General features: G+C 72.4%; 23 protein-coding genes. 10 read left to right on the top strand and 13 right to left on the bottom strand.

The genetic code is table 11. The features are described from left to right. The first annotated feature begins 13 nt into the window (after positions 1-13). Positions 14-793, top strand: a complete 780-nt coding sequence (locus OU416_RS02790) for a sporulation protein (protein ID WP_270925184.1) — start codon at positions 14-16, stop codon at positions 791-793. Positions 794-937: 144 nt separating this feature from the next. Next, positions 938-1,738 (top strand): ion transporter, encoded by an 801-nt coding sequence (locus tag OU416_RS02785; RefSeq protein ID WP_270925183.1) that lies wholly within the window; start codon positions 938-940, stop codon positions 1,736-1,738. Between the two features lie 80 nt (positions 1,739-1,818). Here the strand turns inward: OU416_RS02785 and OU416_RS02780 are convergent, their stop codons facing one another. The 3 genes from OU416_RS02780 to OU416_RS02770 all read right to left on the bottom strand — a co-directional run bounded on the left by OU416_RS02780 (position 1,819) and on the right by OU416_RS02770 (position 6,761). After that, the gene (locus OU416_RS02780) at positions 1,819-3,495 is read right to left on the bottom strand and encodes a bifunctional metallophosphatase/5'-nucleotidase (RefSeq protein WP_270925411.1); all 1,677 of its coding nucleotides are present in this window, start codon (positions 3,493-3,495) and stop codon (positions 1,819-1,821) included. Positions 3,496-3,617: 122 nt separating this feature from the next. Beyond that, the gene (locus tag OU416_RS02775) at positions 3,618-5,519 is read right to left on the bottom strand and encodes a S9 family peptidase (RefSeq protein WP_270925182.1); all 1,902 of its coding nucleotides are present in this window, start codon (positions 5,517-5,519) and stop codon (positions 3,618-3,620) included. A 207-nt stretch (positions 5,520-5,726) separates the two neighbouring features. Then, the gene (locus tag OU416_RS02770; protein ID WP_270925181.1) at positions 5,727-6,761 is read right to left on the bottom strand and encodes an NAD(P)/FAD-dependent oxidoreductase; all 1,035 of its coding nucleotides are present in this window, start codon (positions 6,759-6,761) and stop codon (positions 5,727-5,729) included. Positions 6,762-7,088: 327 nt separating this feature from the next. Between OU416_RS02770 and OU416_RS02765 the strand changes: the two genes are divergently transcribed. After that, positions 7,089-7,238 carry a hypothetical protein gene (locus tag OU416_RS02765; protein ID WP_270925180.1) on the top strand — a complete coding sequence of 50 codons (150 nt, stop codon included), beginning with the start codon at positions 7,089-7,091 and terminating at the stop codon, positions 7,236-7,238. A 97-nt stretch (positions 7,239-7,335) separates the two neighbouring features. On the opposite strand, the gene OU416_RS02760 is transcribed toward OU416_RS02765, so the two are convergent. Continuing rightward, complete coding sequence (locus OU416_RS02760) at positions 7,336-8,799, bottom strand: UDP-N-acetylmuramoyl-L-alanyl-D-glutamate--2,6-diaminopimelate ligase (RefSeq protein ID WP_270925179.1); 1,464 nt, start codon at positions 8,797-8,799, stop codon at positions 7,336-7,338. Positions 8,800-8,974: 175 nt separating this feature from the next. On the opposite strand from OU416_RS02760, the gene argG reads away from it, so the two are divergent. Next, the gene (gene argG, locus OU416_RS02755; RefSeq protein WP_270925178.1) at positions 8,975-10,393 is read left to right on the top strand and encodes an argininosuccinate synthase; all 1,419 of its coding nucleotides are present in this window, start codon (positions 8,975-8,977) and stop codon (positions 10,391-10,393) included. A 119-nt stretch (positions 10,394-10,512) separates the two neighbouring features. Beyond that, positions 10,513-10,974, top strand: coding sequence for a PPOX class F420-dependent oxidoreductase (locus OU416_RS02750; RefSeq protein ID WP_270925177.1), 462 nt, complete (start codon positions 10,513-10,515; stop codon positions 10,972-10,974). Positions 10,975-10,990: 16 nt separating this feature from the next. On the opposite strand, the gene OU416_RS02745 is transcribed toward OU416_RS02750, so the two are convergent. Both OU416_RS02745 and OU416_RS02740 read right to left on the bottom strand, forming a co-directional pair. Beyond that, positions 10,991-11,278, bottom strand: coding sequence for a DUF1540 domain-containing protein (locus OU416_RS02745; protein WP_333779615.1), 288 nt, complete (start codon positions 11,276-11,278; stop codon positions 10,991-10,993). A 72-nt stretch (positions 11,279-11,350) separates the two neighbouring features. Next, entirely contained in the window at positions 11,351-11,572 is a 222-nt protein-coding gene (locus tag OU416_RS02740) for a LapA family protein (RefSeq protein WP_270925176.1), read from the bottom strand. Between the two features lie 75 nt (positions 11,573-11,647). On the opposite strand from OU416_RS02740, the gene OU416_RS02735 reads away from it, so the two are divergent. Next, positions 11,648-12,421: a hypothetical protein gene (locus OU416_RS02735; protein WP_270925175.1), complete on the top strand. Its 774-nt coding sequence runs from the start codon at positions 11,648-11,650 to the stop codon at positions 12,419-12,421. Here OU416_RS02735 and OU416_RS02730 read toward each other — a convergent pair. From OU416_RS02730 to OU416_RS02720, 3 genes are all read right to left on the bottom strand, one after another. Then, positions 12,384-13,862: an AMP-binding protein gene (locus OU416_RS02730; protein WP_270925174.1), complete on the bottom strand. Its 1,479-nt coding sequence runs from the start codon at positions 13,860-13,862 to the stop codon at positions 12,384-12,386. The genes OU416_RS02735 and OU416_RS02730 overlap by 38 nt on opposite strands. Before the next feature lie 186 nt (positions 13,863-14,048). Next, entirely contained in the window at positions 14,049-15,341 is a 1,293-nt protein-coding gene (locus OU416_RS02725) for a DUF3100 domain-containing protein (RefSeq protein ID WP_270925173.1), read from the bottom strand. A 73-nt stretch (positions 15,342-15,414) separates the two neighbouring features. Continuing rightward, on the bottom strand, positions 15,415-16,614 hold the full coding sequence (locus OU416_RS02720) for an amidohydrolase (RefSeq protein WP_270925172.1): 1,200 nt from the start codon (positions 16,612-16,614) through the stop codon (positions 15,415-15,417). Positions 16,615-16,709: 95 nt separating this feature from the next. On the opposite strand from OU416_RS02720, the gene OU416_RS02715 reads away from it, so the two are divergent. After that, entirely contained in the window at positions 16,710-17,717 is a 1,008-nt protein-coding gene (locus OU416_RS02715) for an Lrp/AsnC family transcriptional regulator (RefSeq protein WP_270925171.1), read from the top strand. Positions 17,718-17,757: 40 nt separating this feature from the next. On the opposite strand, the gene OU416_RS02710 is transcribed toward OU416_RS02715, so the two are convergent. The 4 genes from OU416_RS02710 to OU416_RS02695 all read right to left on the bottom strand — a co-directional run bounded on the left by OU416_RS02710 (position 17,758) and on the right by OU416_RS02695 (position 20,478). After that, on the bottom strand, positions 17,758-17,916 hold the full coding sequence (locus OU416_RS02710) for a hypothetical protein (RefSeq protein WP_270925170.1): 159 nt from the start codon (positions 17,914-17,916) through the stop codon (positions 17,758-17,760). A gap of 34 nt (positions 17,917-17,950) precedes the next feature. Then, complete coding sequence (locus tag OU416_RS02705) at positions 17,951-19,174, bottom strand: MFS transporter (RefSeq protein ID WP_270925169.1); 1,224 nt, start codon at positions 19,172-19,174, stop codon at positions 17,951-17,953. After that, positions 19,171-19,695, bottom strand: coding sequence for an ArsR/SmtB family transcription factor (locus OU416_RS02700; RefSeq protein WP_270925168.1), 525 nt, complete (start codon positions 19,693-19,695; stop codon positions 19,171-19,173). The genes OU416_RS02705 and OU416_RS02700 overlap by 4 nt, the downstream gene beginning before the upstream one ends. A gap of 129 nt (positions 19,696-19,824) precedes the next feature. Next, on the bottom strand, positions 19,825-20,478 hold the full coding sequence (locus OU416_RS02695; protein ID WP_270925167.1) for a GntR family transcriptional regulator: 654 nt from the start codon (positions 20,476-20,478) through the stop codon (positions 19,825-19,827). A 109-nt stretch (positions 20,479-20,587) separates the two neighbouring features. Between OU416_RS02695 and OU416_RS02690 the strand changes: the two genes are divergently transcribed. Genes OU416_RS02690 through OU416_RS02680 form a run of 3 tightly spaced genes read left to right on the top strand, consistent with a single transcriptional unit; the run spans position 20,588 to position 24,166 of the window. Then, the gene (locus tag OU416_RS02690; protein ID WP_270925166.1) at positions 20,588-21,724 is read left to right on the top strand and encodes a mandelate racemase/muconate lactonizing enzyme family protein; all 1,137 of its coding nucleotides are present in this window, start codon (positions 20,588-20,590) and stop codon (positions 21,722-21,724) included. Beyond that, positions 21,721-22,485 carry an SDR family NAD(P)-dependent oxidoreductase gene (locus tag OU416_RS02685; protein ID WP_270925165.1) on the top strand — a complete coding sequence of 255 codons (765 nt, stop codon included), beginning with the start codon at positions 21,721-21,723 and terminating at the stop codon, positions 22,483-22,485. Before OU416_RS02690 ends, OU416_RS02685 begins: the two co-directional genes overlap by 4 nt. A gap of 25 nt (positions 22,486-22,510) precedes the next feature. Further along, entirely contained in the window at positions 22,511-24,166 is a 1,656-nt protein-coding gene (locus tag OU416_RS02680) for an alpha-amylase family glycosyl hydrolase (protein ID WP_270925164.1), read from the top strand.

The raw sequence follows: 24,166 nt of genomic DNA, 5'->3' as shown, positions 1-24,166 counted from the left end.
AGGAACCGCAGGAATGGTCTTCAAGAAGCTCCTGGGCGCGCTCGGGATCGGCGCGCCAGCGGTGAACACCGTGCTGCACCAGCCCTACGCGCACCCCGGCGCGACCGTGACCGGGGACGTCCGCATCAAGGCAGGCAAGCAGGACATCACCGTCGAGCACGTCGCGCTGAGCTTCGCCGCGCACGTGGAGAACGGCTACGACGACCCCGTCGCGGTCGAGTTCCACCGCGCCGAGATAGCCGAGCGCTTCGAGCTCGGCAGCGGCGAGGAGAAGATCGTCCCGTTCGAGTGCCCGATGCCGTGGGAGGCGCCGATCAGCAACGTGCAGGGCATGAACCTGGACGGCGTTGCCCTGGGCGTGCACACCGAGCTGCGCGTCTCGGAGCCCGGCAAGGAGGAGATCTCGACCAGGAGCGATCTCGACCCGTTCGCGATCGAGCCGCTGCCCGCGCAGGCAGCGGTGCTGGACGCCTTCGGGCGTCTCGGCATCCAGTTCCGCGGCACCGGCCTGGCGCCCGACCGGCTCGACGGCGTGCGGCAGGAGCTGCCGTTCTTCCAGGAGATCGAGTTCTTCTCGCCGCCACCGCTGGCCGAGTACCTCCACGACGTCTGGCTGACCTTCGTCGCGGACGCCGAGGGCGTGGACGTGGTGCTGACGGTCGACAAGCTCAGCCGGATCGCCGCTTCCGACCAGACCCGGTTCCGGGAGAGCCACGAGGAAGCGCCGTCGGCCGACTGGACCGGGCGCATCCAGAGCTGGCTGCAGGAGACCGCCGAGCAGCGGGCGCGCTAGCGGCGGATGTGCTGGACGGGTGCCGGGACCCGGCGGCCGGTGTGCGCCGAGTGACACCGCGGCCACCGTGTGCAGCGGGCGCCGGACCCGCCCGCTAAGTTGATCATCGACTTCCGTCCAGCACAGTCCTGCCAGGAGCTTTCGGTGAACACGCGTGAACGGGTCCGCATGCTGGTCGACGCACCGGCGTTCCAGCGAGTCATCATCGCGGTCATCCTCGTCAACGCCTTCACCCTCGGCTGCGAGACCTCGGCGACGCTGATGGCCGGCTACGGCTGGCTGCTGCACGCGATCGACCGGATCGCGCTGGCGGTGTTCACCATCGAGATCGCCGCCCGGTTCTACGCCCACGGCTGGCGGTTCTTCCGGGATCCGTGGAACTGCTTCGACGCCGTCATCGTCGGTGTCTCGCTGCTGCCCACCACCGGAACTTTCGGCGTGCTGCGGGCTTTGCGCGTCCTGCGCGTGCTGCGGTTGATCTCGGCGGTGCCGAACATGCGGCGCGTGGTCGGCGCCCTGCTGACCGCGGTGCCCGGGATGGCGTCGATCGCCGCGCTGCTCGTGCTGATCCTCTACGTGGGGTCGGTGATCGCCACCAAGCTGTTCAGCGAGGTCGCGCCGGAGTACTTCGGCGACCTCGGCGAGTCGCTGTTCACGCTGTTCCAGGTGATGACCGGCGAGGCCTGGTCGGAGGTGGCGCGCAGCGTCATGGACGCCGAACCGCTGGCCTGGATCTTCTTCATCGGCTACATCGCGGTCACCACGTTCACGGTGCTCAACCTGTTCATCGCGGTCGCGGTCTCGGCGATGGAGTCGCAGGTCAGCAAGGAGCGCGAGGACAGCGACGACACCGTCCAGGACCTGCTCGGCGAGGTGCGCGAGCTGCGAGCCGAGCTCCGCGAACTCCGCACCGAGTTCGGAAGCGCCCCGACGGCGCGCTCCTGACCCCGGCCGGGGACGCGCGAAGGGCACCTCTCGCCAACTAACTTGGTGAAAGGTGCCCTTCGCTCTTCCCCCGTTCGGGGCTACGGCGTCGCGGTGATCCGGTCGGCCGGTGGTGGGGCGATGTCCGGGTGGGCGGCCAGGTAGTCGACGAGGGCGTCCAGGTCGACCGGGCCGCCGGTGAGGTCGGTGCCCTTCGCGAACTCGGTGAACCCGTCGCCGCCCGCGGACAGGAAGTTGTTCACCGACACGCGGTAGCTCGCGGCCGGGTCGACCGGTTGCCCGGCGACGGTGATGGCGGAGACCTTCGACCCGACCGGTGCGGAGGCCGAGTAGCTGTAGCGCAGCGTCGACGAGACCTGCAGGATGCGCGTCGATTCGGGCTGCCACTGCTGTTCCAGCACGTTCTTCAGCTGCTCGCCGGTGAGCGTCAGGGTCTGCATGACGTTGCCGAAGGGCTGGACCGCGTACGCCTCGCCGTAGGTGACCACGCCGTCGCCCTCGCCGGCCGGGGAGGACGCGTGCACGAGGTCGGTCCGGATGCCGCCGGGGTTGGTCATCGCGATCTGCGCGCCGTTGACCTCGGTCGCCGCCAGCTGCGCGTCGGCGAGCACGTCGCCGAGCGGGGATTCGCCGGAGGGAGCGCCTTCGCGGCGCAGGTCGCCGGTGATCGTGCCGATCTCGCGGTTGGCGATCGGCGCGGCCTTGCCGGTGGCCTCGTCGATCAGCTGCTGCGCGGCGGGATCGGCGGGCACGTCGCGGGTGACGATCCGGTTGTGCGCCTCGGTCTCCGCGCGCACCACGTCCTTGCTGCTCCGGTCGATCGTCAGGTCGGCCACCGACAGCAGCCTGCCGAAGGACGCGCCCTGCAGCACCGTCCGCGGATTGCCCTCCGGATCGGGGATCGTGCAGCTGTACTGCTGGTGGCTGTGCCCGGTGAAGATGACGTCGACCTTCGGCGAGGCGTGCGCGGCGATCTCCGAGGCGGGCCCCGGTGTCACGCGGCAGTCGTCGGGGCCGCCGCCCTCGGTGTTGTCGCCCTGGTGCAGCAGCACGACCTGCGCCTTGACCCCGGCGCGGTCCAGCAGGTCGGCGGTGCGGCCGATGGCCTCGACCTCGTCGCCGAAGGCCAGGCCCCGCACCGCTTCCGGGGTGACCATCGCGGGCAGGTCCTCCAGCGTCACGCCGATGATGCCGATCGGCACGCCCTGGACGCGCTCGACGCTGAACGGCAGCAGCGCGGGCCTGCCGTCCTCGAAGGCGACGTTGGCGCCCAGCTGCGGGAAGTCCGCGCCGCCGAAGGACTCCCGGAACTGGCAGCCGTCCTCGGCGTGGCAGCCGCCGGACTGGATCCGCTGCAGCTCGGCGTATCCCTCGTCGAACTCGTGGTTGCCGACGACGGAGGCGGCCACGCCGAGCTCGTTGAGGAACTCGACGGTCGGCTCGTCGTGGAACAGCGCCGAGTTCACCGGCGAGGCACCGATGTTGTCGCCGGCGGAGAGCACCAGCGAGTTGCCGACCTCGCCGCGCAGCGCGGCCACGTGCGTGGCCAGGTAGGCCGCGCCACCGGCGTCGACCGTGCTGCCGTCGGGCAGCGTGACCCGTCCCGAGGAACCCGCCGGCGGGTCCAGGTTGCCGTGCAGATCGTTGAACGCGATCAGCCGGACGTCCACGGTGGCGGGTGCCGCGCTCACCGGTGCTCCCGACAGCGCGGCGGTGGCCAGCACCGCTGTCCCCAACGCCGCCGCGCGGCGGCCCAACCGACCTGATCTCACGGATTCTCCTCCCGAGGTCCTGCGACGCCAGCAGATCTTGCCCCCTGCGTGCGGCGGAGGCCAGCACTTCCGGCAGATCCGGCCGGTGCGTCCACCGAGGACGGTCGCTAGCCGCGGCCGCCGCCGAGGTGCTCGGCGAAGTGCCGCTCGATCGCGCGGTGCAGCAGCACCTGGTTCTCCGGGTGCTCGAACCCGTGGCCCTCGCCCGCGGCGACGAGGTGCTCGACCGGCACACCGCGCGCCCGCAGCGGCTCGACGATGTTGACCGATTCCTCCTGGATCACGCGGACGTCGTCGGCGCCTTGGGCGACCAGCAGCGGCGTGCGGATCCGCTCGACCATGGTGACGGGCGAGCGGGCCAGCATGTCCGCTTCCTGGGCGGGGTCCTCGGGGTCGCCGACGTAGCGGTACCAGCTGTTGGTCATGGCAGGCCTGGTGAACGGCGGCAGCGTGCGCATGAAGTTCGCCAGGTTGGAGATGCCCACGTAGTCCACCGCCGCGGCGAAGTAGTCCGGGGTCGCCGTCGCGCCGACCAGCGCCGCGTAGCCGCCGTAGGAGCCGCCGGCGATCGCGATGCGGCCGGGGTCGGCGTACCCGCGCGCCACCGCCCAGTCGGCGGCGTCGACGAGGTCGTCATGCATCTTCCCGGCGAACTCGCCGATCGCGGCGGTGAGGTGCCGCTTCCCGTATCCGGTGGAGCCCCGGAAGTTCACCTGCAGCACCGCGTACCCGCGGTTGGCCAGGAACTGCACCGTCGGGTGGTAGGACCAGGTGTCGTGGAACCACGGTCCGCCGTGCACCAGCAGCACCAGCGGCAGGTCCTGCGGTGCGACGCCGACCGGCAGCGTCAGGAAGGCGGTCAGCGGCAGCCCGTCGCGAGCCGGGAAGGACACCGCCGCCATCGGGGCCAGGTCGGCGGGGTTCAGCTGCGGGTGCGGGCGGAACAGCAGCCGGCTCTCCCCCGTGCCGTGGTCGTAGAACCAGGTCGCGCCGGGGTCGCGGTCGTGGATGAAGGTGGCGACCCAGCGCTGTTCGGTCTCGTCCGAGGACACCGAGTGCAGCACGCCGTCGGACAGCGCGGACAGCGCCGCGTGGACCTCGGCGAAGTGCGGGTCCAGGACTTCGATCCGGGGGCGGTCGCCGACGAAGCGGGCCGCGATGACCTCCCCGGTCCGCCTGCTGGTGAACACGGTGGACGGCAGCGCGCCCGGTCCGGCCAGCCCCGCGGTGCACAGGCTGTGCCCGGCCACGGCCGCGACCGCGGTCTCCGCGCCGGTCGCCCGGTCGATGCGGACCAGCCGCAGGTCGTCGGAGTCCTGGTAAGCACCGACCAGCAAGCCCGTCCCGTCGGGCGTCACCATCTGCAGCGGCAGCCCGTGCGGGTGTTCCGGGCCGCCCACGCGGCGCAGGAGCCGCTTGCGGCCGGTCTCCGGGTCGATGGCGGAGAACTCGCAGGCGCCGTCGTCGGCCAGCACCGCCCAGAACGCCGGCTCGCCGTCGCGGTCCAGCAGGACGGTGCCGCCCGGTTCGGGCTGCTCCAGGTGCAGCTGCACCTCACCGGTGGCGACGTCGATGCGGAACACGTCGATGGCCTCGGGCCGCCGGTTCATCCAGACCAGCACGTCGCCGGGGGCCGGCTTGCCCGGGTCGACGGCGAACACGCGCAGTCCCGGTGGCAGCGGGGTCAGGTCGACCGCCGGTTCGCCCGGCGCGTCGAGGTCGACCCGGTGCAGGTGCCAGTCCTCGTTGCCGTCGACGTCCTGGAGGTACAGCAGCCAGCGCGGATCGTCGCACCAGTAGTAGGACTTGATGCCGCGCCGGGCGTCGTTGGTGACGCACACCGCGTCCTCGTGCTCCTCGTCGATCCCGCGCACCCACACGTTCGGCCTGCCGTGCTCGGGCGCCAGGTAGGCGATGCGCGTCCCGTCCGGCGAGATCGACGCGTGCGAGAAGACCGGATCGGCGAAGAACTCCTCCACCGCGATCAGCTGCGGCGGCGTTCCGGTCATCCAGTGCTCCGATCAGGGGTGCCAGCGCCGGGAGCGGAGATCGCTTCTGCAACGCGATCCGACACCGTGCCGTTGGGGCTCGGTCAAGCTCCGTACGCCTCGTACACGTCATGATCGGCACCCGGGGTTCACCGCCTGCCGCCGAAGCGGGCCGTCGGCCCCGGCGAGCGCGGTGAAGTGCCCTTACGGGCACCGCACCGCCCGCGCTCAGAGACCGTGGCGGCGGTCTCCGGCGACCAGTTCGCAGATCCGCGATTCGGACTCCGGGGAGAACGGGCCGGCGACCGCGCGGTCGACCTCCTCGGCCACCAGGTCGGCGTTGATCTGGCCCGCCGCCGTCGCGCCCGCCGCAGCCGCGTTGCCGACCTGGGCGGCGAGGTCGGTGACGTTGCCCGCCACCCACACGCCGGGGACCGAGGTGCGCCCGCCGGGATCGGCCGGGACGTGCTCGCCCATGCCGCTGGGGTGCTCCTGCGGCCGCAGTCCGAGATCGGCCAGGAATCCGGCGCGCGCCACCATCCGCGACGCCACGGCCACCGCACCGCGCGCGACGACGGTGCCGTCGGCCAGCCGCACGCCGGTGAGCCGGTCGCCGGTGACCTCGATGCCGGCGACCTCGCCCGCCACCACCTCGATCCCGCGAGCGATCAGCTTCCGGGCGTCCTGCTCGTCCAGCGGCGCGTCGGTGCGGGTGAAGAACGCGATGTCGGCGCTCCACTGCCGGAACAGCAGCGCCTGGTGCACCGACATCGGTCCGGTGGCCAGCACGCCGATGGCCCCGTCGCGGACCTCCCAGCCGTGGCAGTACGGGCAGTGCAGGACGTCGTGACCCCACCGCTCGCGCAGCCCCGGCACGTCGGGCAGCTCGTCCACCAGTCCGGTGGTCACCAGCAGCCGCCGCGCCCGCGTCGAGCGCCCGTCGGCCAGCAGCACCCGGAACCCGCCGGCGGCGCGGTTCACCGCGAGCACCTCGCCGGAGATCACCTCGCCGCCGTAGCCGCGCACCTCTTCCCGGCCGCGCTCCAGCAGTTCCGCCGGGCTGATCCCGTCGCGTCCGAGCAGCCCGTGCGCCGCCGCCGCGGGTGCGTTGCGCGGTTCGCCCGCGTCGATCACCACCACCGAGCGCCGGGCCCTGGCCAGCATCAGCGCCCCGTTCACACCGGCGGCGCCACCGCCGACGACCACCACGTCGTAGTCCTGCGCCAACTGATCGGTCAACTCGACCACCTCCGCGACCACCATGCGAGCGGCGCACCGCGAACCGCAAATCCGCTTGCGGAAACAGCAACAACCTGGTCCGCAGTGGACGATTCTCCGAATGCGCAGTGCAACCGCTTGCTACCCGACGTGTTCGGGGCGAAAGACCCCTCCTCCGCGGCGGCGCCCGGCTCTATCGTGGTCGGTGCGCATGCAAGCGCATCCAGCTGGATCCGAGAAGCACGTTCTCGCACGCTTCCGCCCGTCCGAAGCGGCGGTCACGGAGGTGCGCCGGTGCTGCACACGCAGCGCGCATCATCCGACGGAATTTCACCGAAACCGGGCTCCGGTCCGGGATTTCGAGGGATCACGATGAAAATCAGCACGGTCTTCAGCAATCCGAGCCGCCACTGGGGCGGCGGCTGGGGTTGGGGCTGGGGCTGGGGCCACTGGGGCGGCTGGTGGGGCGGTTGGCACCACTGGGGCCGTTGGCACCACTGGGGCCGCTGGGGCCGCTGGTGACCGGCCCATCGAGCTCTTAGCTCCCAACCCGATCACCTGAGCCGGGCGAACCCCGCGGGGTGATCAATCCTCCGAGTAGCTCTCGCGTTCGCGGGAGCTACTCGCGCGTCCACCCCGCGGCGGCCAGCGCGTCCGCGACGACCTCGGCATCGTCGAACGGGTGCTGCTCCCCCGCGACCGTTTGGAAGCGCTCGTGACCGCGGCCCGCGACGAGCACCACGTCGCCCGGCACCGCCCGGCCGACGGCGAGGGCGATCGCCGCCCGCCGGTCGTGCTCCACGACGAAATCCCCACCGCTGCGCCCGATCGTGCCGGTCAGCACCTGCGCGGTGATCTCCGCCGGGTCCTCGCCGCACGGATCGTCGGCGGTGAAGACCGCGGTGTCGGCGGCCAGCGCGGCGCGCCCCACTTCCGGACGGCTGAACCGGTCGCGGTTCCCGGCGCAGCCGACGACCAGGTGCACGCGCCCTCCGCTCGTCCGGCGCGCGGCCGCGATCAGATCGGCCACCGCGGCGGGCGTGTGCGCGAAGTCGACGACGGCCAGGAACGGCTGACCGGCGTCCACCCGCTGGAAGCGGCCGGGCGGCAGCGCGGCTCCCAGTCCGCGAACCGCGGCCGGCCTGGAGACACCCAGCACGCGAGCTGCCGCGTAGGCCGCGGCCAGGCCGGTGGCGTGGCGCCCGGTCGCCGCCGGAACCGTCAGCACCACCGGTTCGCCCTCGTCGTGGACGACCACGCGCAGCCCGTCGGCCTCCGCCACCCGCACATCCGCGCGCGGGCTGCGCCCGACGGTCACGACCGGCACCCGGGCCTGGTCGGCCAACCGCCGGCCCCACCGGTCGTCGATGTTGATCACGGCGCGGCGGCAGCGCTCCGGCGTGAACAGCGCGGCCTTCGCCGCGAAGTACTGCTCCACCGTGCCGTGGTAGTCGAGGTGCTCCGGGCTCAGGTTGGTGAACACCGCGACGTCGGCCCGCACCGGATCGGTGCGCTGCTGGTCGATCGCGTGCGAGGACACCTCCACGACCGCCGCCTGAACTCCCGCTGCGCGCATGCGGCACAGCATCCGCTGCAACTCCGCAGCGTCCGGCGTGGTCAGCGCCGCCGGGCAGCGCCATCCCGGCGCGCGGGTCTCGACCGTCGAGCTCAAGCCGGTGCGCAGGCCTCCAGCGGCGAGCGCCGCTTCGACCAGGTGCGCGGTGGTCGTCTTGCCGTTGGTCCCGGTCACCGTGGCGATCGAGAGCGCATCCGCGGGGTGGCCGTGCACTCGCGCGGCGACCGGCCCCACCGCGGCCCGCACGGCGGGAACGCGCACCTGGGGCACCGGCACGTCGACGAACCGCTGCACCAGCAGCGCGCCGGCTCCCGCCGCGACCGCCTCGGCGGCGAACGCGTGCCCGTCGCGCTGCGCTCCCGGCACGGCGCAGAACAGCGCACCCGGCCGCACCCGCCTGCTGTCGGTGCCGACGTCGGAGATCCGGGCGTCACCCCGCAGCTCGGCTTCGGCCAGACCGCGCACCGCAGCGGAGAGGCTGCAGGCGCGCCGGCAGTCGCATTCCACGATCGTCCCCCGGAAACCACGGCTGTCCCGACACCAACCGGACATACCCACCGACGGCCCCCGCAATGCCTCCGCGAACCTCAGAAGGCCCCGCAACCCCGGGCATCACCGCAGGTCACGGCAACAGTCGACCCCCGATTTCATAATCATGCAGTCCATCGCATACTCTTAAGTCATGTCCAAGGTTCTGACGAGTCTCCCGGTCGGCCAGCGAGTCGGCGTCGCCTTCTCCGGAGGTCTCGACACCTCCGTCGCGGTGGCCTGGATGCGCGAGAAGGGCGCCGTCCCCTACACCTACACCGCCGACATCGGGCAGTACGACGAGACCGACATCGCCTCCATCCCCGGCCGCGCCAAGTCCTACGGCGCCGAGTCCTCCCGCCTGGTGGACTGCCGCGAGGCGCTGGTCGAGGAAGGCCTGGCCGCGCTGACCTGCGGCGCGTTCCACATCCGCTCGGCCGGGCGGACCTACTTCAACACCACCCCGCTGGGCCGGGCCGTGACCGCCACCCTGCTGGTCCGCGCGATGCTCGAGGACGGCGTGGAGATCTGGGGCGACGGCTCCACCTTCAAGGGCAACGACATCGAGCGGTTCTACCGCTACGGGCTGCTGGCCAACCCGCGCCTGCGGATCTACAAGCCGTGGCTGGACACCGACTTCGTCGGCGAGCTCGGCGGCCGCCAGGAGATGTCGGAGTGGCTGCAGGAGCACGGCCTGCCCTACCGCGACAGCGCGGAGAAGGCCTACTCCACCGACGCCAACATCTGGGGCGCCACCCACGAGGCCAAGCAGCTGGAGCACCTCGACACCGGCGTGGAGATCGTCGACCCGATCATGGGCGTGCGGTTCTGGGACCCGGCGGTCGAGATCCCCACCGAGGACGTCACGATCACCTTCGCGCAGGGCCGCCCGATCGCCATCAACGGCAAGCGGTTCGCCTCCGCCGTCGACCTGGTGCACGAGGCCAACGCGGTCGGCGGCAGGCACGGCCTCGGCATGAGCGACCAGATCGAGAACCGGATCATCGAGGCCAAGAGCCGCGGCATCTACGAGGCCCCGGGCATGGCCCTGCTGTTCATCGCCTACGAGCGGCTGGTCAACGCGATCCACAACGAGGACACCGTCGCCAACTACCACAACGAGGGTCGCAAGCTGGGCCGCCTGATGTACGAGGGCCGCTGGCTGGACCCGCAGTCGCTGATGCTGCGGGAGTCGCTGCAGCGCTGGGTCGGCTCGGCGGTCACCGGCGAGGTCACCCTGCGGCTGCGCCGCGGCGAGGACTACTCGATCCTCAACACCACCGGCCCGGCGTTCTCCTACCACCCGGACAAGCTGTCCATGGAGCGCACCGAGAACGCCGCCTTCGGCCCGGTGGACCGGATCGGCCAGCTGACGATGCGCAACCTGGACATCGCCGACTCCCGCGCCAAGCTGGAGACCTACGCCCAGCTCGGCCTGGTCGGCCCGGCCCAGACCGAGCTGGTCGGCTCGCTGCAGGCCGGTGGCGCCGAGGCGATCGCCTCGGTCGGCGCCCACGACGACACCGAAGCGGGCTACCTGGACCGCGCCGCGATCGAATCCGGCACGGACTGAGCACCGGAGCACCCAGGCCGCCGCGGGGCGAACACGCCCCGCGGCGGCCTTCCGGCATCTGCGCTGAACGCACGGCAAGATGGGCGCGGACCCAGGTCGCGCACGAGGAGGTTCCCGCGATGCCCCAGATCGCCAGCAACACGAGGGTGGAGCTGTCCGGACTGCTGGACTTCATCCGCCCGCGGCACCGCGCGATCCTGCTCACCACCAGGACCGACGGCAGTCCGCAGGGCTCGCCGCTGACCTGCGGGGTGGACGACGCGGGCCGGCTGGTGATGTCGACCTACCCGGAGCGCGCGAAGACCCGCAACGCCAAGCGCGACCCGCGGGTGAGCGTGATCGTGCTCTCCGACGACTGGAACGGCCCGTGGGTCCAAGTCGACGGCACGGCCGAGGTGATCGACGCACCGGACTCGGTGGAACCGCTGGTCGAGTACTTCCGCAACATCGCGGGCGAGCACCCGGACTGGGACGAGTACCGCGAGGCGATGCGCAAGCAGGGCAAATCCCTGATCCGGGTCACCCCCGAGCGCTGGGGCCCGATCGCCACCGGCGGCTTCCCCGCCCGCCTCGCGGACTGATCTGCGCCGACTCGGCTCAGGCGGGTTGGTAGGTCAGGCAGTCCACGATGTCGTGCTCGTGGCCCACCGAAATACCGGGTGCCTGGCACTCGAGGTGGGAGTTGTAGCGGCAGTCCTCCATCTTGCACGCGCCGACGTGCGCGACCGAGTCCGGATCGCCGCCGGTGACCGAGGCCGTGACGAAGGTGTCGCACTGCGGTTGCCGCGGTTCGCCGATGGTGATCGCCAGCGCGTGGCAGTTCTGGTGGTCGTTGTACGCGCACTCGGTAGCGGTGCAGTTGTTGACCAGCGGCATCTCCATCATGAGGTCCCCTCGCGTCGTGCTGCGTGTCTGAAGAGGGCTTCCCCGGAACGGGCCGCGGTAATCGCGCGGGCCTCACTTTCGGGGACGGCCGACCAGCAGTCCGACGACGACGCCGATGATGAGCATTCCGGCCAGCGCGGTCCACAGCGGGAGGGTCACCACCGGGACCAGGAGCCGGACCTCGACGAGGCCCCGGTTCTCCACGGCGAGCACCACGGCCAGCACGACCAGCGCCAGGCCGGTCACCACCCGTGCCGGTACCCGGCGCTGACCGGGTTCGCGCTGCTTCACCACCTGCCCAGTGTGGTCGGCCGCGGGGGTCGGCTCCAGAGCACAACGTCACCGCGTCGATTGAGGACTTTCGCCCCGGTGACAACGCCGGGACCGGCCGCGACGGTCGAAACGTTCTCCGCAGTCGAGCTCCCGCTGGAGGAAACGATGCGCAACGGCCACGAAATGCGCTGGGGCGGGCTGGCCGGGCTCGCTTCGCTCGTGCTCGCCATCATCGCGAGCATCCTGCTCCGCGGCGCGCCGCGGATCACCGAGTCCACCAACGCGATCGCCAGCTACCTGTTCTTCTCCCGCGGCGTGATCCTGACCGCGGTCGTGCTCGCCGCGGCGGCCGTCGTGCTGTTCATGTGGTTCGGCGCGACGCTGGCCACCGCGTTCCGGCTGGCCGATCCCGACAGCGACGCGCCCGCCGTGGTGCTGGGCGGGTTCGCGATCACCGCCACCACCGGTTTCCTCGCCACCGCGATGTTCGGCGGCCTGGTCCACGCGCTGACCACCCACCCGATGCTGCTCGCGCTCGCCTCGGTGCCCTACTCCGCGCTCATGGTGGTGCGGGCGATCGCCGGGCTGGCCCTGGCCTTGCCGCTGGCCGCCTGCGCGGTGGCCATCGTGCGCACCGAGGTGTTCCCGGCGTGGGCGGGCTGGTTCACCGGTTTCGTCGCCGCGATCCGGGTGCTCGGCGCGATCACGGTGATCGGCGGGGCCGGGGTGCTGGCGCCCGACAGCGTGCTCGCCGCCTACGTCCCGAACGTGCTGACCGCGCTGTGGCTGCTGGTCATGAGCGGACTGCTGGTCCGCGAACACCTGCCCAGCATCAGCCCGCAGCGCCGGGGAGCCGTGGGTCCCGCCTGAGCCGGGTCGCGCGCAGTTCGCTGCGGCGGACCTTGCCCGCGTCGTCGCGGAGCTGGTCGGTGGTGAACTCGAAGGTCCTCGGGATCTTGTACGGGGCCAGGCGGGCGCGCAGGTGTTCCAGCAGGTCCTCGGCGGGCAGCGGCCGGGTGGTCTCCAGGATCGCGTGGACCGCGTTGCCGAGGTCGTCGTCGGGCAGCCCGATCACCGCGCTCGACGCGATCTTCGGGTGCTCGGCCAGGGCGTTCTCGACCTCGGCCGGGTAGACGTTCGCGCCGCCGACCAGGATGACGTCCGTGCTGCGGTCGGCGAGGTAGAGGTAGCCGTCGGCGTCGAAGCGGCCCATGTCGCCGAGCGATTCCCAGCCCTCGCGCGCCCGGGGATCGGCGCCGACGTAGCGGTAGCCGGGCGGGCTGCCCGGGCTGCGGCGCAGCCACAGCTCGCCCACCTCGCCCGGCGGCAGCTCGCGGAAGTCCTCGTCGCGGGCGGTGATCTCCCCGGCCACCACCTGGCCGACCGAACCGGGCCGCTGCAACCAGGCCACCCCGTCGATCATCGTGCTGGCCAGCGATTCGGTGCCCGCGTAGACCTCCAGGACCTTCTCCGGGCCGACCCACTCGATCCAGCCGCGCTTGACGTGCTGCGGGCACGGCGCTCCGACGTGGAAGACCGTCCGCAGCGAGGAGACGTCCACCGCTGCCCGGCGCTGCGCGGGCAGCCGCAGCATCCGCCCCATCATGGTGGGCACCACGTAGAGCCAGGTGACCGCGTGCCGCTCGATCAGGCCCAGCGCGCGATCGGCGTCGAACCGCGACATCAGCACCACGTGGCTGCCCTGGAGCAGCCCGATCAGCGAGAACATGTAGGGCGCGTTGTGGTAGAGCGGAGCGGTGGTGAGCACGACGCCGTCCCGTTCCAGGCGCAGGTGCTCGATCCCGGCGAGCACGCCCTCGGCGCTGGCCTGCTGCCCGGACACGATCAGCTTCGGCCTGCCGGTGCTGCCGCCCGACGTCGGGGCCTTCCACGCCGGTCCGACGACGTCGGGCAGCGCGGCGGCGGATTCGCCCGCGACGTCCTCGTCACCGCGCAGCCACGGACGCTGGTCCTGCGGCGGGAGCCCGACCACGAGCGCCGGATCGGCGACCTCCAGCAGCGACGCCAGTTCGCGGGGCGGGAGCCGGTGCGACAGCGGCTGCGGGATCGCGCCGAGCTTCCACGCCGCGATCGAGCACTCCACGTGCCGCACCTGGTTGACCAGCGCGATCGACACCATCGATCCCCGGGTGACGCCGAGCGAGGCGAACCGGCGCGCGAGCTGGTTGGTGCGCCGGTCGAGTTCCGCTCGGGTCAGCGTCTCGTGATCGTCGGTGACCGCGGGGCGGTCGGGCGCCTGCGCCGCGAGTTCGCGCAGCCGCGCGGCCAGCGCCGTCGAGCCGGTGGTCATCTGCGCCTCGTTCCTCCGTCGGTGTGCGGTGGCCCTCGCCCGGCCACCGAGGTCCGAACGTATGCGCGGGGCGCACCTCGGGTCGAGGCGCTGTAAGCGGGCACACGTCGGCCTCATCCACCCTGCTCGGCACCACGCTCGCCGCACACCCGGCGAATCGGTGAAATCCGCCGCACCGCGCCCTTTTCAGAGCAGCGCTTGCGCGATCAGCGCCGAGATCAGGAACGAGGCGGCGAAGGAGGTCAGCCCCACCGGGACGATCCGCCAGCCGATGCGCTTGAGCGCGGGCACGTCCTTGCCGGTGCTCAGCCCCGCGAAGACCAGGATCGGCGTGGCCATGGCCAGGAACTCGATCGGCTCGATCACCGACAGCACCGGCTCGGCGACCGGCGAGATCGGCGAGGTGAGCAGGATGGCCAGCACCGAGGTGCCCGCGACCGCGGGCAGCCCGGTCAGCTTCTTGAGGCCGAGACCGGCCAGGACCACGGCCGCGACCAGGGCGAACCCGAGCAGCGAACGCGGCTGGAGACCGCCGGTGTGCACGACGTTGGAGACCACCATCGCCACCAGCACGAGCAGGATCGCGATCAGCGGCCGGATCCGGACGGTTTCGCCGGGCTCCGGCACCGCGGTCACCCGGGGCGCGGCCGCGGCGATCGTGCGGCCGCGGGTCAGCAGCCGGTAGAAGCGGTCGGCCAGCGGGAGCGCGACGAACATGCCGACGTAGAGCCCGAGCAGCGTGGTCACCAGGTTGCTGACCGCCGCCACCGCCACGATCTGGTCGGCCATCCCCGGGTACTGGGCGGCGATGGCCGCCGACGATGCGGCCATGACCGAGCCGGAACCGACACCGGTGCCCATCGCCAGCGCCAGCGGGTCCAGCCATCCGGTCCCCGCCAGGAAGCTCGCGAGCAGCGTCACGTAGAGCGCTCCGACGACGCTGCCGAAGATGTACATCCCGAGCACGCCCCGGTACTCCTCGGAGTCGGGGCCGAACCGCTCGGAGACCATCGCGAAGGAGGCTTCGCGGTCGATGGAGAAGCAGGCGCCCACCGCGGAGCGCCCCATCCTCAGCAGCACGGCCAGCGGCAGCGACAGCACGACCGTGCCGAAGAGGTGGCCGAGCTCCTGCAGCAGCAGCGCGGCGCTGGCCTGCTCGAGCACCGGCAGCTCGTGCCCGACGACGAAGGCCAGGCGCACGCCGAGCAGCAGCACGCCCGCTTCCACCAGGTAGGTCGACGCCTTCTGCAGCCCCACCGGGACGGGTCGGAAGCGCTGGATGCTCACCACCGCGCCGAGCACCAGTCCCCAGATGATCGGGAAGAGCGTGATCGCGCCCACCCCGAGGGAGATCTGGTAGCTCCCGATGGCCTCGGCGGCAGCGGTCAGGGCGAGCGCGAGCAGGACGAACAGGGCGAGTCGGCTGCGCGATGCGCGGGCCGGGCGCGAAGTTCCCCGCGCAGCCGTCGTGCCGGACATGGTTTCCTCCATGATGACCAGAGGTTCTGAGGTCGGGTGGCCTTCAGCAGGCCACGTCGTCGGGGGCTCGTGCTCAGCTCCGGTGGAGGCGGGCGGCGTGCTCGGCCAGGAACTTCTGCCGCAGCACCGGGTCGGCGGCGACGTCCACGGCGGTCAGCGCCATCGCGGCGGCACCGTCCACGACGGCGTCGTCACCGGCCGGGGTCGCCGCCGCGGCGGCGAAGCCGCGGGTGTGCGGCGGGTGCTCGCAGCCGACGATCGCGATGGACGGGTGGATGCTGGGCACGACGTGCGAGACGTTGCCCATGTCCGTCGACCCGCCGCGCATGCCGTGGGTCTCGCGCAGTTCCCGGCCCAGTGCCTCGACGTGCGCGGCGAACCGGTCGGACATCGCCGGTTCCTGCACCAGGTCGGCGTAGAGCGGTTCGGTGGGCTCGACCGACATCGTCGCGCCGCTGGCCCGCGCTCCGGCGTCGAAGCAGGCCATGACCCGCTCCTGCAGGGCGGACATCGTCTCGACGTCGAAGGCCCGCACCTCGCAGTCCACGACCGCCTTCTCCGGGATGATGTTGGTGACCGCGCCGCCCTCCCGCACGAACAGGCCGATCCGGCAGTCGCCCGTGATCTGCTGGCGCAGCAACCCGATCGCCACCTGGGCGACGACCGCGGCGTCGGCGGCGTTGATCCCCTGGTGCGGCGCGGCGGCGGCGTGCGAGGCCCGGCCCGCGTAGGTCACCGCGAACCGGGTCACCGCCTGGCTGGCGAAGGCCGCCGGGTGCACGTCGGCCTGCCCGGGGTGCACCATCATCGCCACGGTGACGTCGTCGAAGACGCCCCGCTCCAGCAGCAGGACCTTCCCGCCACCGTGCTCCTCGGCGGGTGTGCCGATCACCTTGACCCGGATCCCGAGGTCGTCGGCCACGGCGGCCAGCCCGATGGCGGCGCCGACCGCGGCCGAGGCGATGATGTTGTGCCCGCAGGCGTGCCCGATCTCGGGCAGCGCGTCGTACTCGGCGCAGATGCCGACGGTGAACTCCCCGCCGCCGCGCACCGCGGTGAACGCCGTCGGCACGTCGTCCGGGCCCGGTTCCACCGCGAAGCCCGCCGCGCCGAGCAGCTCGGTGACCTTCTCCACCGAGCGGTGCTCGGCGAAGGCCAGCTCCGGCTCCGCGTGCAGGCTGCGGCTGAGCCGCACGAGGCGCTCCTGCCAGCGCTGCTGCTCGGCCCGCACCACGTGCCCGAGTGCCACGACGTCGATGTCCTGACCGCCCACTTGCGCCCCTCCCCGGTCCGTCCTGGACAGGAAGGGTCAGCGATGGGACGCTCACCTTCCCCCGAACGCAGGATTGCGGCAGGAAGACCGGTCTGATGCAGGATCACGCCGAGCTGGACGAAGTTGATCTAGCGCTGGTCAACGCCTTGCAGATCAACCCGCGCGCGCCCTGGTCGCTGATCGGCGGCGTGCTCGGCATCGACCCGGTCACCGCCGCCCGCAGGTGGGCGCGGTTGGAGCGCACCGGGCTGGCCTGGATCTCCGCCTATCCCCCGACCACTCCCGCTCAGGCCACCGCCTTCGTCGAGCTCGGCTGCGAACCGGGGCGAGGCGTGGACGTGGCGCGCGAGCTGGCCGCAGACCCGCAGGCCATGACCATCGACGTGACCGCGGGCGGGCGCGACGTGCTGGTCACCGTCAGCGCGCCGGACCCGCAGGCGCTGTCGAGCTACCTGCTGGAGCGGATGAGCCGGGTCGGCCACCTCCAGCAGGTGCGCAGCCACCCGGCGGTGCGGATCTACACCGAGGCCAGCCGCTGGCGGTTGCGCGCGCTCGACCACGACCAGGCCGCGCGGATGGCCTGGGACCCCGGCACGTCCGGCCTGGTCCCGCTGACCGAGCAGGACTGGGCGATCGCGGTGGCGCTGGCCGCCGACGGCCGGGCCCCGGTCGCGGCGCTCGCCGACGCGGCGGGCACCAGCACCAGCACGGTCCGGCGGCGGATGGCCCGGATGCTGGCCAGCAGGCAGCTCCGCCTGCGCTGCGAGCTGGCCCGGACGCAGTCCGGCTGGCCGGTCTACGCGTGGTTCTTCGCCCGCGTGCCCCCGGCTCACCTCGACGACACCGCGCGCGCTCTCGCCCGCATCCCGGAGGTTCGCGCGGTGACCTCGGCGGCAGGCCCGCACAACCTGATCATCGCGGTCTGGCAGCGGTCCCTGGCCGACGTCCAGGACCTGGAGACGCACATGAGCCGGCGGCTGCCGCACCTGGACATCGTCGACCGCAGTATCGTGGTGCGACCGGTGAAGCTCGTCGGCCGGCTCCTCGACGAACGCGGCCACGCGACGGGCTGCGTCCCGCTCGACACCCGCCGCAGCCCGTGACGCCACCTCGCGAGCCCGCGTCAGTCCTCGCAGGCGTCGATCAGCTTCGTTCCACATCGGACTCGGCGGTCTCCGCTCCCGGCGGGCGGGCGTAGGAGCCGACGAGCGCGAGAGCCAGCACGTCGGGCCGCTTGTCCGCCCACGCGCACAGCTCGGTCACCACCTGCTCGGCCCGCTCGTGCCGCGCGGTGCTGTCCACCGGCTCCTCCTGCTGATCGCGTTTCCAGCTGACGTCAGCGGTCAGCGGTGGTCTTCCGGGTGAGGGTCCGGACGTCCTCGACGGCCAGCGCGAGGCCGGTGACCACGAGCACCGCGATCGCGCCGCCGAGCAGGACCGGTGCGATGCCGAGATGTTCGGCGAGCGGCCCCGCGGCGACCTCGCCGACCGGAAGTGCGATGAACGAGCCGAGCATGTCGTAGGAGTAGACCCGCGCGAGCTTGTCCTCCGGGACGTTCTCCTGCAACGAGACCTCCCACGCCACGCCGAACTGCTCCAGCGCCATTCCGGTCACGAACATGGCCGCCAGCAGCAACAGCACCGATGGCGGCTGCGACAGCACGACCAGCGGCAGCGCTTCGAGAATCCCGATCGCGACGCCGAAGCCCAGCGCCCGCTTCGGCTGCCAGCGCGCCGCGACGATCCCGCCGACGAGCGCGCCCGCCGTCTGCGCACCCAGCGCCAGCCCCCAGGCGGCCCGGCCGATCGTCTCGTCGGCGATCACCGGCCCGATCACCGTCAGCGCACCGGCGGTGACCGCGTTGATCACCATGAACTGCCCGACGACCACCCACACCCAGCGCCGGGACCGGAACTCCCGCCACCCCTCGCGGATCTCGGCGAGAGGGCGCGACCGCCCCGGCACCGCGACGTGCGGCAACCGCACCCCGCGGAAGAACAGGGCGGCCACGGCGAACGAGACCGCGCTGACGACCAGCGCGACACCGGCCCCGCTGATCGCAGCCACCGCACCACCGACGGACACCCCGATGATCCGCCCGCCGTTCACCCCCAGCCGCAGCAGCGCGTTGGCCGGGGCGAGCAGGTGAGCGGGCACGGTCTTCGGCGTGAGCGACGCCGCCGCGGGCAGCGACAGCGCAGCGGCGGCACCGTTGGCCACGCCCAGCAGCACCAGCAGCGGGACGGAGGCGAATCCGAGGAGGACGCTCGCCGCCACCAGCGCCTGGCTGGCAGCGGCGCCGAACTGGGCGCCCTGCAGGATCGCCTGCCTGGGCAGCCGGTCCGCCAGCACGCCGCCGAGCAGCAGCAGCACGACGTTGGCCAGCGAACGCGCTCCGACCACGATCCCGATGTCCACCACCGAGCCGGTCAGGTCCAGCACGGCGAAGGCGATCGCCACCGGCGCGACCGCGTTGCCGAGTTCGGCGGCGGTCCGGCCTCCGGCGAGCCTGCGGAAGGCCGGCCGCACCAGCGGCCGGGACAGCCCGGTGCCGCTCATCCGGCATCCCCGCGCTCGACCGGGAACAGCGCGACGGTCGCGCTGATCGGCTCGGCGCCCGGTGTCCGAGGTGGCACGGCGGCCGAGTGCAGCAGCTCGCCGAGTTCCCGCGCCAGCGAGAGCGCCCGCTGCCAGCTGTCCGGCTCCAACCACACCTGCGCATCGGTCAGCGCCCCTGGTGCACCGGTGGGCCACCGCTGGGCGCGGCCGGGCAGGTCCGCGGCCATCGTGCTCACCAGCCGCCGCTGCTCGTCCGGGTCGGCCAAGAAGCGCGCACCGCTGTCGGGATCGTGCCGGTACCGCTTGGCCCGGCCGCCGCGGATCACCACCTCATCGACGACGTCGAGCAACCCGGCCTCGTGCAGCCGCCGCAAGTGGTAGCTCGCGTTCGCCTGCGACTCCCCCAGCTCCCGCGCGACCTCGGCTGCGCTCATCGCAACACCGGTCAGCAGCGAGAGCATCCGAAGCCGCAACGGATGCGCGAGCACCCGAAGCTCGCCCAAAGAGCGTTGTTCTGCCACAGCTCGATCCTGGCGGACGACCACCAACCCCCAAAGAACCATTTGGGGGAATGTGCGGACCACGGCACCGCCGACCAACCCGCAGGCGCGCGGGGTTCGCCGACGACGGGTTTCGCGAACCGGCGCCCGCTACGCCCCGGTCGCCGGGATCTCGTGGATGTGGGCCGCCACTGCTTCGCAGGCCGCTTCCACGTCGTCGGCGCGGAGGGCTTCGAGGAGGCGGGCGTGCTGGTCGGCCACCGCCTTCGGGGACGGGTGGGCCGGGGCGTCCCGGCGGAACTGGGCCACCACGCGGGGTTCGATGACGTTCCACAGCTGCAGGCAGTGCGGCTGGCCCGACCTGGTGATCAGGAACCGGTGGAACTCGACGTCGGCGTCGGCCAGGCCCGCGTGGTCGGCCGTCTCGGCCAGCCGGGCCATCCGGTCGACGAGCGCCATCAGGTGCGCGAAGTCGTCCTCGGTGAGCAGCGGGTGCACCGTGCGGACCGCGAAGCGCTCCAGGGTCAGGCGGATCGGGACCAGGATCTCGGTGACCTCCTGCTGCGAGATGCCCAGGACCTCGGTGCCGCGGTACGGGTAGGAGACGACCAGGCCTTCCTGCTCCAGCTGGCGCAGCGCTTCGCGGATCGGCGCGCGGCTGGTGTCCAGCTCCTCGGCGAGGTCCCGCTCGGTGAGCTTGTCGCCCGGTTGCAGCGTGCCGTCCACGATCGCCGCGCGGAGCACGTCGGCGACCTGGTGGCGGCGCGAGGTCGAGGGCAGGGCGGGCAGGAGGTTTCTGGCCATCGGTGGAACTGGCCCCTTCGGTCGGCTCGGATGCGAACAGGACTATATCCGGAGCACCCGAGATGGTTAAATGGTCGACCATCGACCATCGACCGAAACGGAGGCACTGGTGAAGATCCGCGAGATCCGCGCCGCCGGTCTGCGGGGCGCGACGCCGGAGGGCGGGTGGAGCGTCGAGCTCCGGCCGGACGACGTGGTGCACACCCTGGTCGCGGTGCACTCCGACACCGGGCTCGTCGGCGTGGGCAGCGCTTTCACCAGCGAGAACCTGGTGCGCGCCGCGCTCGACGTGCTCGCTCCGCTGTGCCTCGGCGACAGCGCGCTGGAGCCGGAGCGGGTGTCCGAGCACCTGCACCAGCACACCTTCTGGCTCGGCCGCGGCGGCGCGCTCACGCACACCACCAGCGCGATCGACATCGCGCTGTGGGACCTGCTCGGCCAGGCCACCGGGCAGCCGGTCGGCCGTCTCCTGGGCGGGCGGCACCGGGAGCGGGTGCTCCCCTACGCCTCGGTGCTGATGGACGAGCCCGCACGGCTCGCCGAGAACCTCACCGGGCTCGCCGAGCAGGGCTTCCGCGCCTTCAAGATCGGCTGGGGCCCGTTCGGCCGGGTGAGCGCCGGCCTGGACGAGCAGATCGTGCGCGCGGCGCGGGACGCCGTCGGCCCCGACGCGCTGCTGGCCGTCGATGCGGGCGGCAGCGACGCCTACTGGCGCGGCGACCTCAAGTGGGCGCTGCGCACCGCCGAGATGCTCCAGGCGCACCAGGTCGCGTGGTTCGAGGAGCCGCTGTGCCCCGACGCCGTCGAGGACTTCGCCGCGCTGCGCAGCCGGACGCTCGTGCCGGTCTCCGGCGGTGAGGTGCTGACGCGGCGCCAGGCGTTCCGCCCGTACCTGGAGCAGCGCGCGTTCGACATCGTCCAGCCCGACACCACCAAGGTCGGCGGGCTCAGCGAGAGCCGCCGGATCGGCTGGCTGGCGCAGGAGCACGGTGTCCGGCTGATCCCGCACGGCTGGAACACCGCGGTCGGCCTGCTCGCCGACCTGCACCTGGCTTCGGCGCTGCCCGGCACCGATCTCGTGGAGTACAAGACCGGTTCGCCCTACATCGACGGCATCACCGAGCAGCCGTTCCGCCTGGACGCCGACGGGATGCTGCCGATCCCGGCAGGCCCCGGCCTCGGGCTCCAGCTGGATCCCGACCGGCTCGCGCGGTACGCCGACGCCGAGGAGCTGCTCCGACCATGACAGCGCTGACGCTCATCACGGGCGGCGGGTCGGGCATCGGGCGCCGGACCGCGCTGCTGCTCGCCGCGGCGGGCGAGTCGGTGGTCGTCCTGGATGCCGACGAGGCTGCTGCGCAGGAGGTCGCCGAGCAGGCCGGGGCCGCGGGAGCCGCATCGGCGGTCGGGGCGCGCTGCGACGTCACCGACGAAGCCGCCGTGCACGCCGCGGTCGGCGAGGCCGGCACGCCCACGGGGCTGGTCTGCGCCGCCGGGGTCGACATCGGCGGTCTCGCGCACGAACTCCCGGTCGGCGACTGGCGGCGGGTGCTGGAGGTCAACCTCACCGGGTCCTTCCTGACCGCGCGCGCCGTGCTCGGGCGCATGCGGGAGGCGGGCACCGGTGGCTCCATCGTGCTGTGCTCCTCACCGGCTGCCTTCGCGGGCTTCGCCGCCGGCGGGACCAGTGCCTACGCGGCGAGCAAGGGTGGCGTGTCCGCGCTGGTCCGCGCCCTCGCGGTGGACTACGCCCCGCACGGCATCCGGGTCAACGCCGTCGTGCCCGGTCCCACCGAGACCCCGCTGATGTGGGCCGCCGTGCCCGCCGAAGAGCGCGCGGCGATGCGGGAGCAGGTGTGCGCGGAGGTCCCGCTCGGGCGCATCGCCGACCCCGCGGAGCCCGCGCGGGCCATCCGCTGGTTGCTGGGGCCGGAATCCAGCTACGTCACGGGCACCCACCTCGTCTGCGACGGCGGCGTGCTCGCCAAGGCATCGATCAGCGTGTGACACCACCGGGAAGGAGACCCCGACCGTGATCGAGAAGTCCGATGTGGACACTGAGGCGCCGTGGTGGCGCAGCGCCGTGATCTACCAGATCTACCCGCGCAGCTTCGCCGACAGCGATTCCGACGGCGTCGGGGATCTGCGCGGCATCATCGGCAAGCTCGACTACCTGGCGGACGCGCTGGGCGTCGACGCGATCTGGTGCGGGCCGCTCTACCGCTCCCCGCAGGTCGACTTCGGCTACGACATCAGCGACCACGCCGACATCGACCCGGCATTCGGCACGCTGGCCGACTTCGACGCCCTGATCGCCGCCGCGCACCGGCGCGGGCTGAAGGTGATCGTCGACTTCGTCCCGAACCACACCTCCGACCAGCACCCGTGGTTCGCCGAGGCGCGCTCGAGCCGGGACGCGGCGAAGCGCGACTGGTACGTGTGGGCCGATTCCGCGCCGGGCGGGCGGCCGCCGAGCAACTGGACGAGCGAGCAGGGCGGCTCCACGTGGGAGTTCGACGAGCTCACCGGGCAGTGGTACCTGCACTCGTTCAACCGGGCTCAGCCGGATGTGAACTGGCGCTGCCCGCAGCTGCGGGCGGCGATGCTCGACGTGCTGCGGTTCTGGCTGGACCGCGGGGTGGACGGTGTCCGCATCGACGCGCTGCACATGATCGCCAAGGATCCCGGCCTCACCGACAACCCGGTCCGAGTCGACGCCGCGCCCAACCCGGCCGACCGGCAGGACCCGGACTTCGACACCCAGTGGCACCTCCACGACCGGATGCACCCGGACCTGCACGAGTACATCCGCGAGATCCGCGGCCTGCTCGCCGAGCACAGCGCCCGGACCGGGCAGGAGCGGATCGCGATCGGCGAGATCGAGGCCATGCCGTGGGAGTCGTGGGTGCGCTTCCTCGGCGACGGCGGGACGCACTTCAACTTCAACTTCAACTTCGTCGAAACGCCCTGGGAACCCGCGGCGCTGCGCACCAGCGTCGAGGAGCAGGAAGCGGCGCTGCCCGCGGGCGCCTGGCCGAACTACGTGCTGTCCAACCACGACCGGCCGCGGCTGGCCACCCGCAACGGCCCGCAGAGCGTGCGGATCGCGGCGATGCTGCTGCTGACCCTGCGCGGCACCCCGACGCTGTACTACGGCGACGAGCTCGGCCTGGCCGATCTGCCGATCCCCGAGGAGAAGTGGCTGGACCCGCTGGGCCGGGACCAGGCCCGGGCGGCGATGCCGTGGACCTCCCTGGGCAACGGCGGTTTCGACTCCGGCCCGGCCGATGCCGCACCGTGGCTGCCGGTGAGCGAGGAGTACCTGCGGCTCAGCGTGCAGAACCAGCTCGCCGAACCGGATTCGGTGCTCAACCTCTACCGCCGCCTGCTCGCCCTGCGCCGCAGCGAACCCGCACTGCGGCACGGCGCATATCGCTCTCTCGACCTCCGCGCCGAGCACTGCTTCGGCTACGTGCGAAGCACCCGGGCGCAGGAGCTGGCCGTGCTGCTGAACTTCAGCAGCACCGACACCGTGGTCGGACTGCCCGGTCACGGCCGCGTGCTGCTGTCCGCCGATGCTCCTTCGGCGGCGACGGGGAGCGCGCTGCGGCAGCGGTTCCTCGTCCGCGGCCACAGCGGGCTGCTCGTCGAGCTCGGCGAGGTCGTTCCCAGGCAGCGCGATTCGTAG

The organism is Saccharopolyspora indica, assembly GCF_027853965.1.
GTDB lineage: Bacteria > Actinomycetota > Actinomycetes > Mycobacteriales > Pseudonocardiaceae > Saccharopolyspora > Saccharopolyspora indica.
This window is presented reverse-complemented; position numbering and strand designations above follow the sequence as displayed.

Bases quoted from the DNA above. Each gene is read 5' to 3' on its own strand.
- OU416_RS02695 (WP_270925167.1), bottom strand. From the start codon at position 20,478: ATGGCCAGAAACCTCCTGCCCGCCCTGCCCTCGACCTCGCGCCGCCAC.
- OU416_RS02790 (WP_270925184.1), top strand. From the start codon at position 14: ATGGTCTTCAAGAAGCTCCTGGGCGCGCTCGGGATCGGCGCGCCAGCG.
- OU416_RS02705 (WP_270925169.1), bottom strand. From the start codon at position 19,174: ATGAGCGGCACCGGGCTGTCCCGGCCGCTGGTGCGGCCGGCCTTCCGC.
- OU416_RS02745 (WP_333779615.1), bottom strand. From the start codon at position 11,278: ATGATGGAGATGCCGCTGGTCAACAACTGCACCGCTACCGAGTGCGCG.
- OU416_RS02750 (WP_270925177.1), top strand. From the start codon at position 10,513: ATGCCCCAGATCGCCAGCAACACGAGGGTGGAGCTGTCCGGACTGCTG.
- OU416_RS02730 (WP_270925174.1), bottom strand. From the start codon at position 13,862: ATGACCACCGGCTCGACGGCGCTGGCCGCGCGGCTGCGCGAACTCGCG.
- OU416_RS02775 (WP_270925182.1), bottom strand. From the start codon at position 5,519: ATGACCGGAACGCCGCCGCAGCTGATCGCGGTGGAGGAGTTCTTCGCC.
- OU416_RS02725 (WP_270925173.1), bottom strand. From the start codon at position 15,341: ATGTCCGGCACGACGGCTGCGCGGGGAACTTCGCGCCCGGCCCGCGCA.
- OU416_RS02770 (WP_270925181.1), bottom strand. From the start codon at position 6,761: ATGGTGGTCGCGGAGGTGGTCGAGTTGACCGATCAGTTGGCGCAGGAC.
- argG (WP_270925178.1), top strand. From the start codon at position 8,975: ATGTCCAAGGTTCTGACGAGTCTCCCGGTCGGCCAGCGAGTCGGCGTC.
- OU416_RS02685 (WP_270925165.1), top strand. From the start codon at position 21,721: ATGACAGCGCTGACGCTCATCACGGGCGGCGGGTCGGGCATCGGGCGC.
- OU416_RS02715 (WP_270925171.1), top strand. From the start codon at position 16,710: ATGCAGGATCACGCCGAGCTGGACGAAGTTGATCTAGCGCTGGTCAAC.
- OU416_RS02765 (WP_270925180.1), top strand. From the start codon at position 7,089: ATGAAAATCAGCACGGTCTTCAGCAATCCGAGCCGCCACTGGGGCGGC.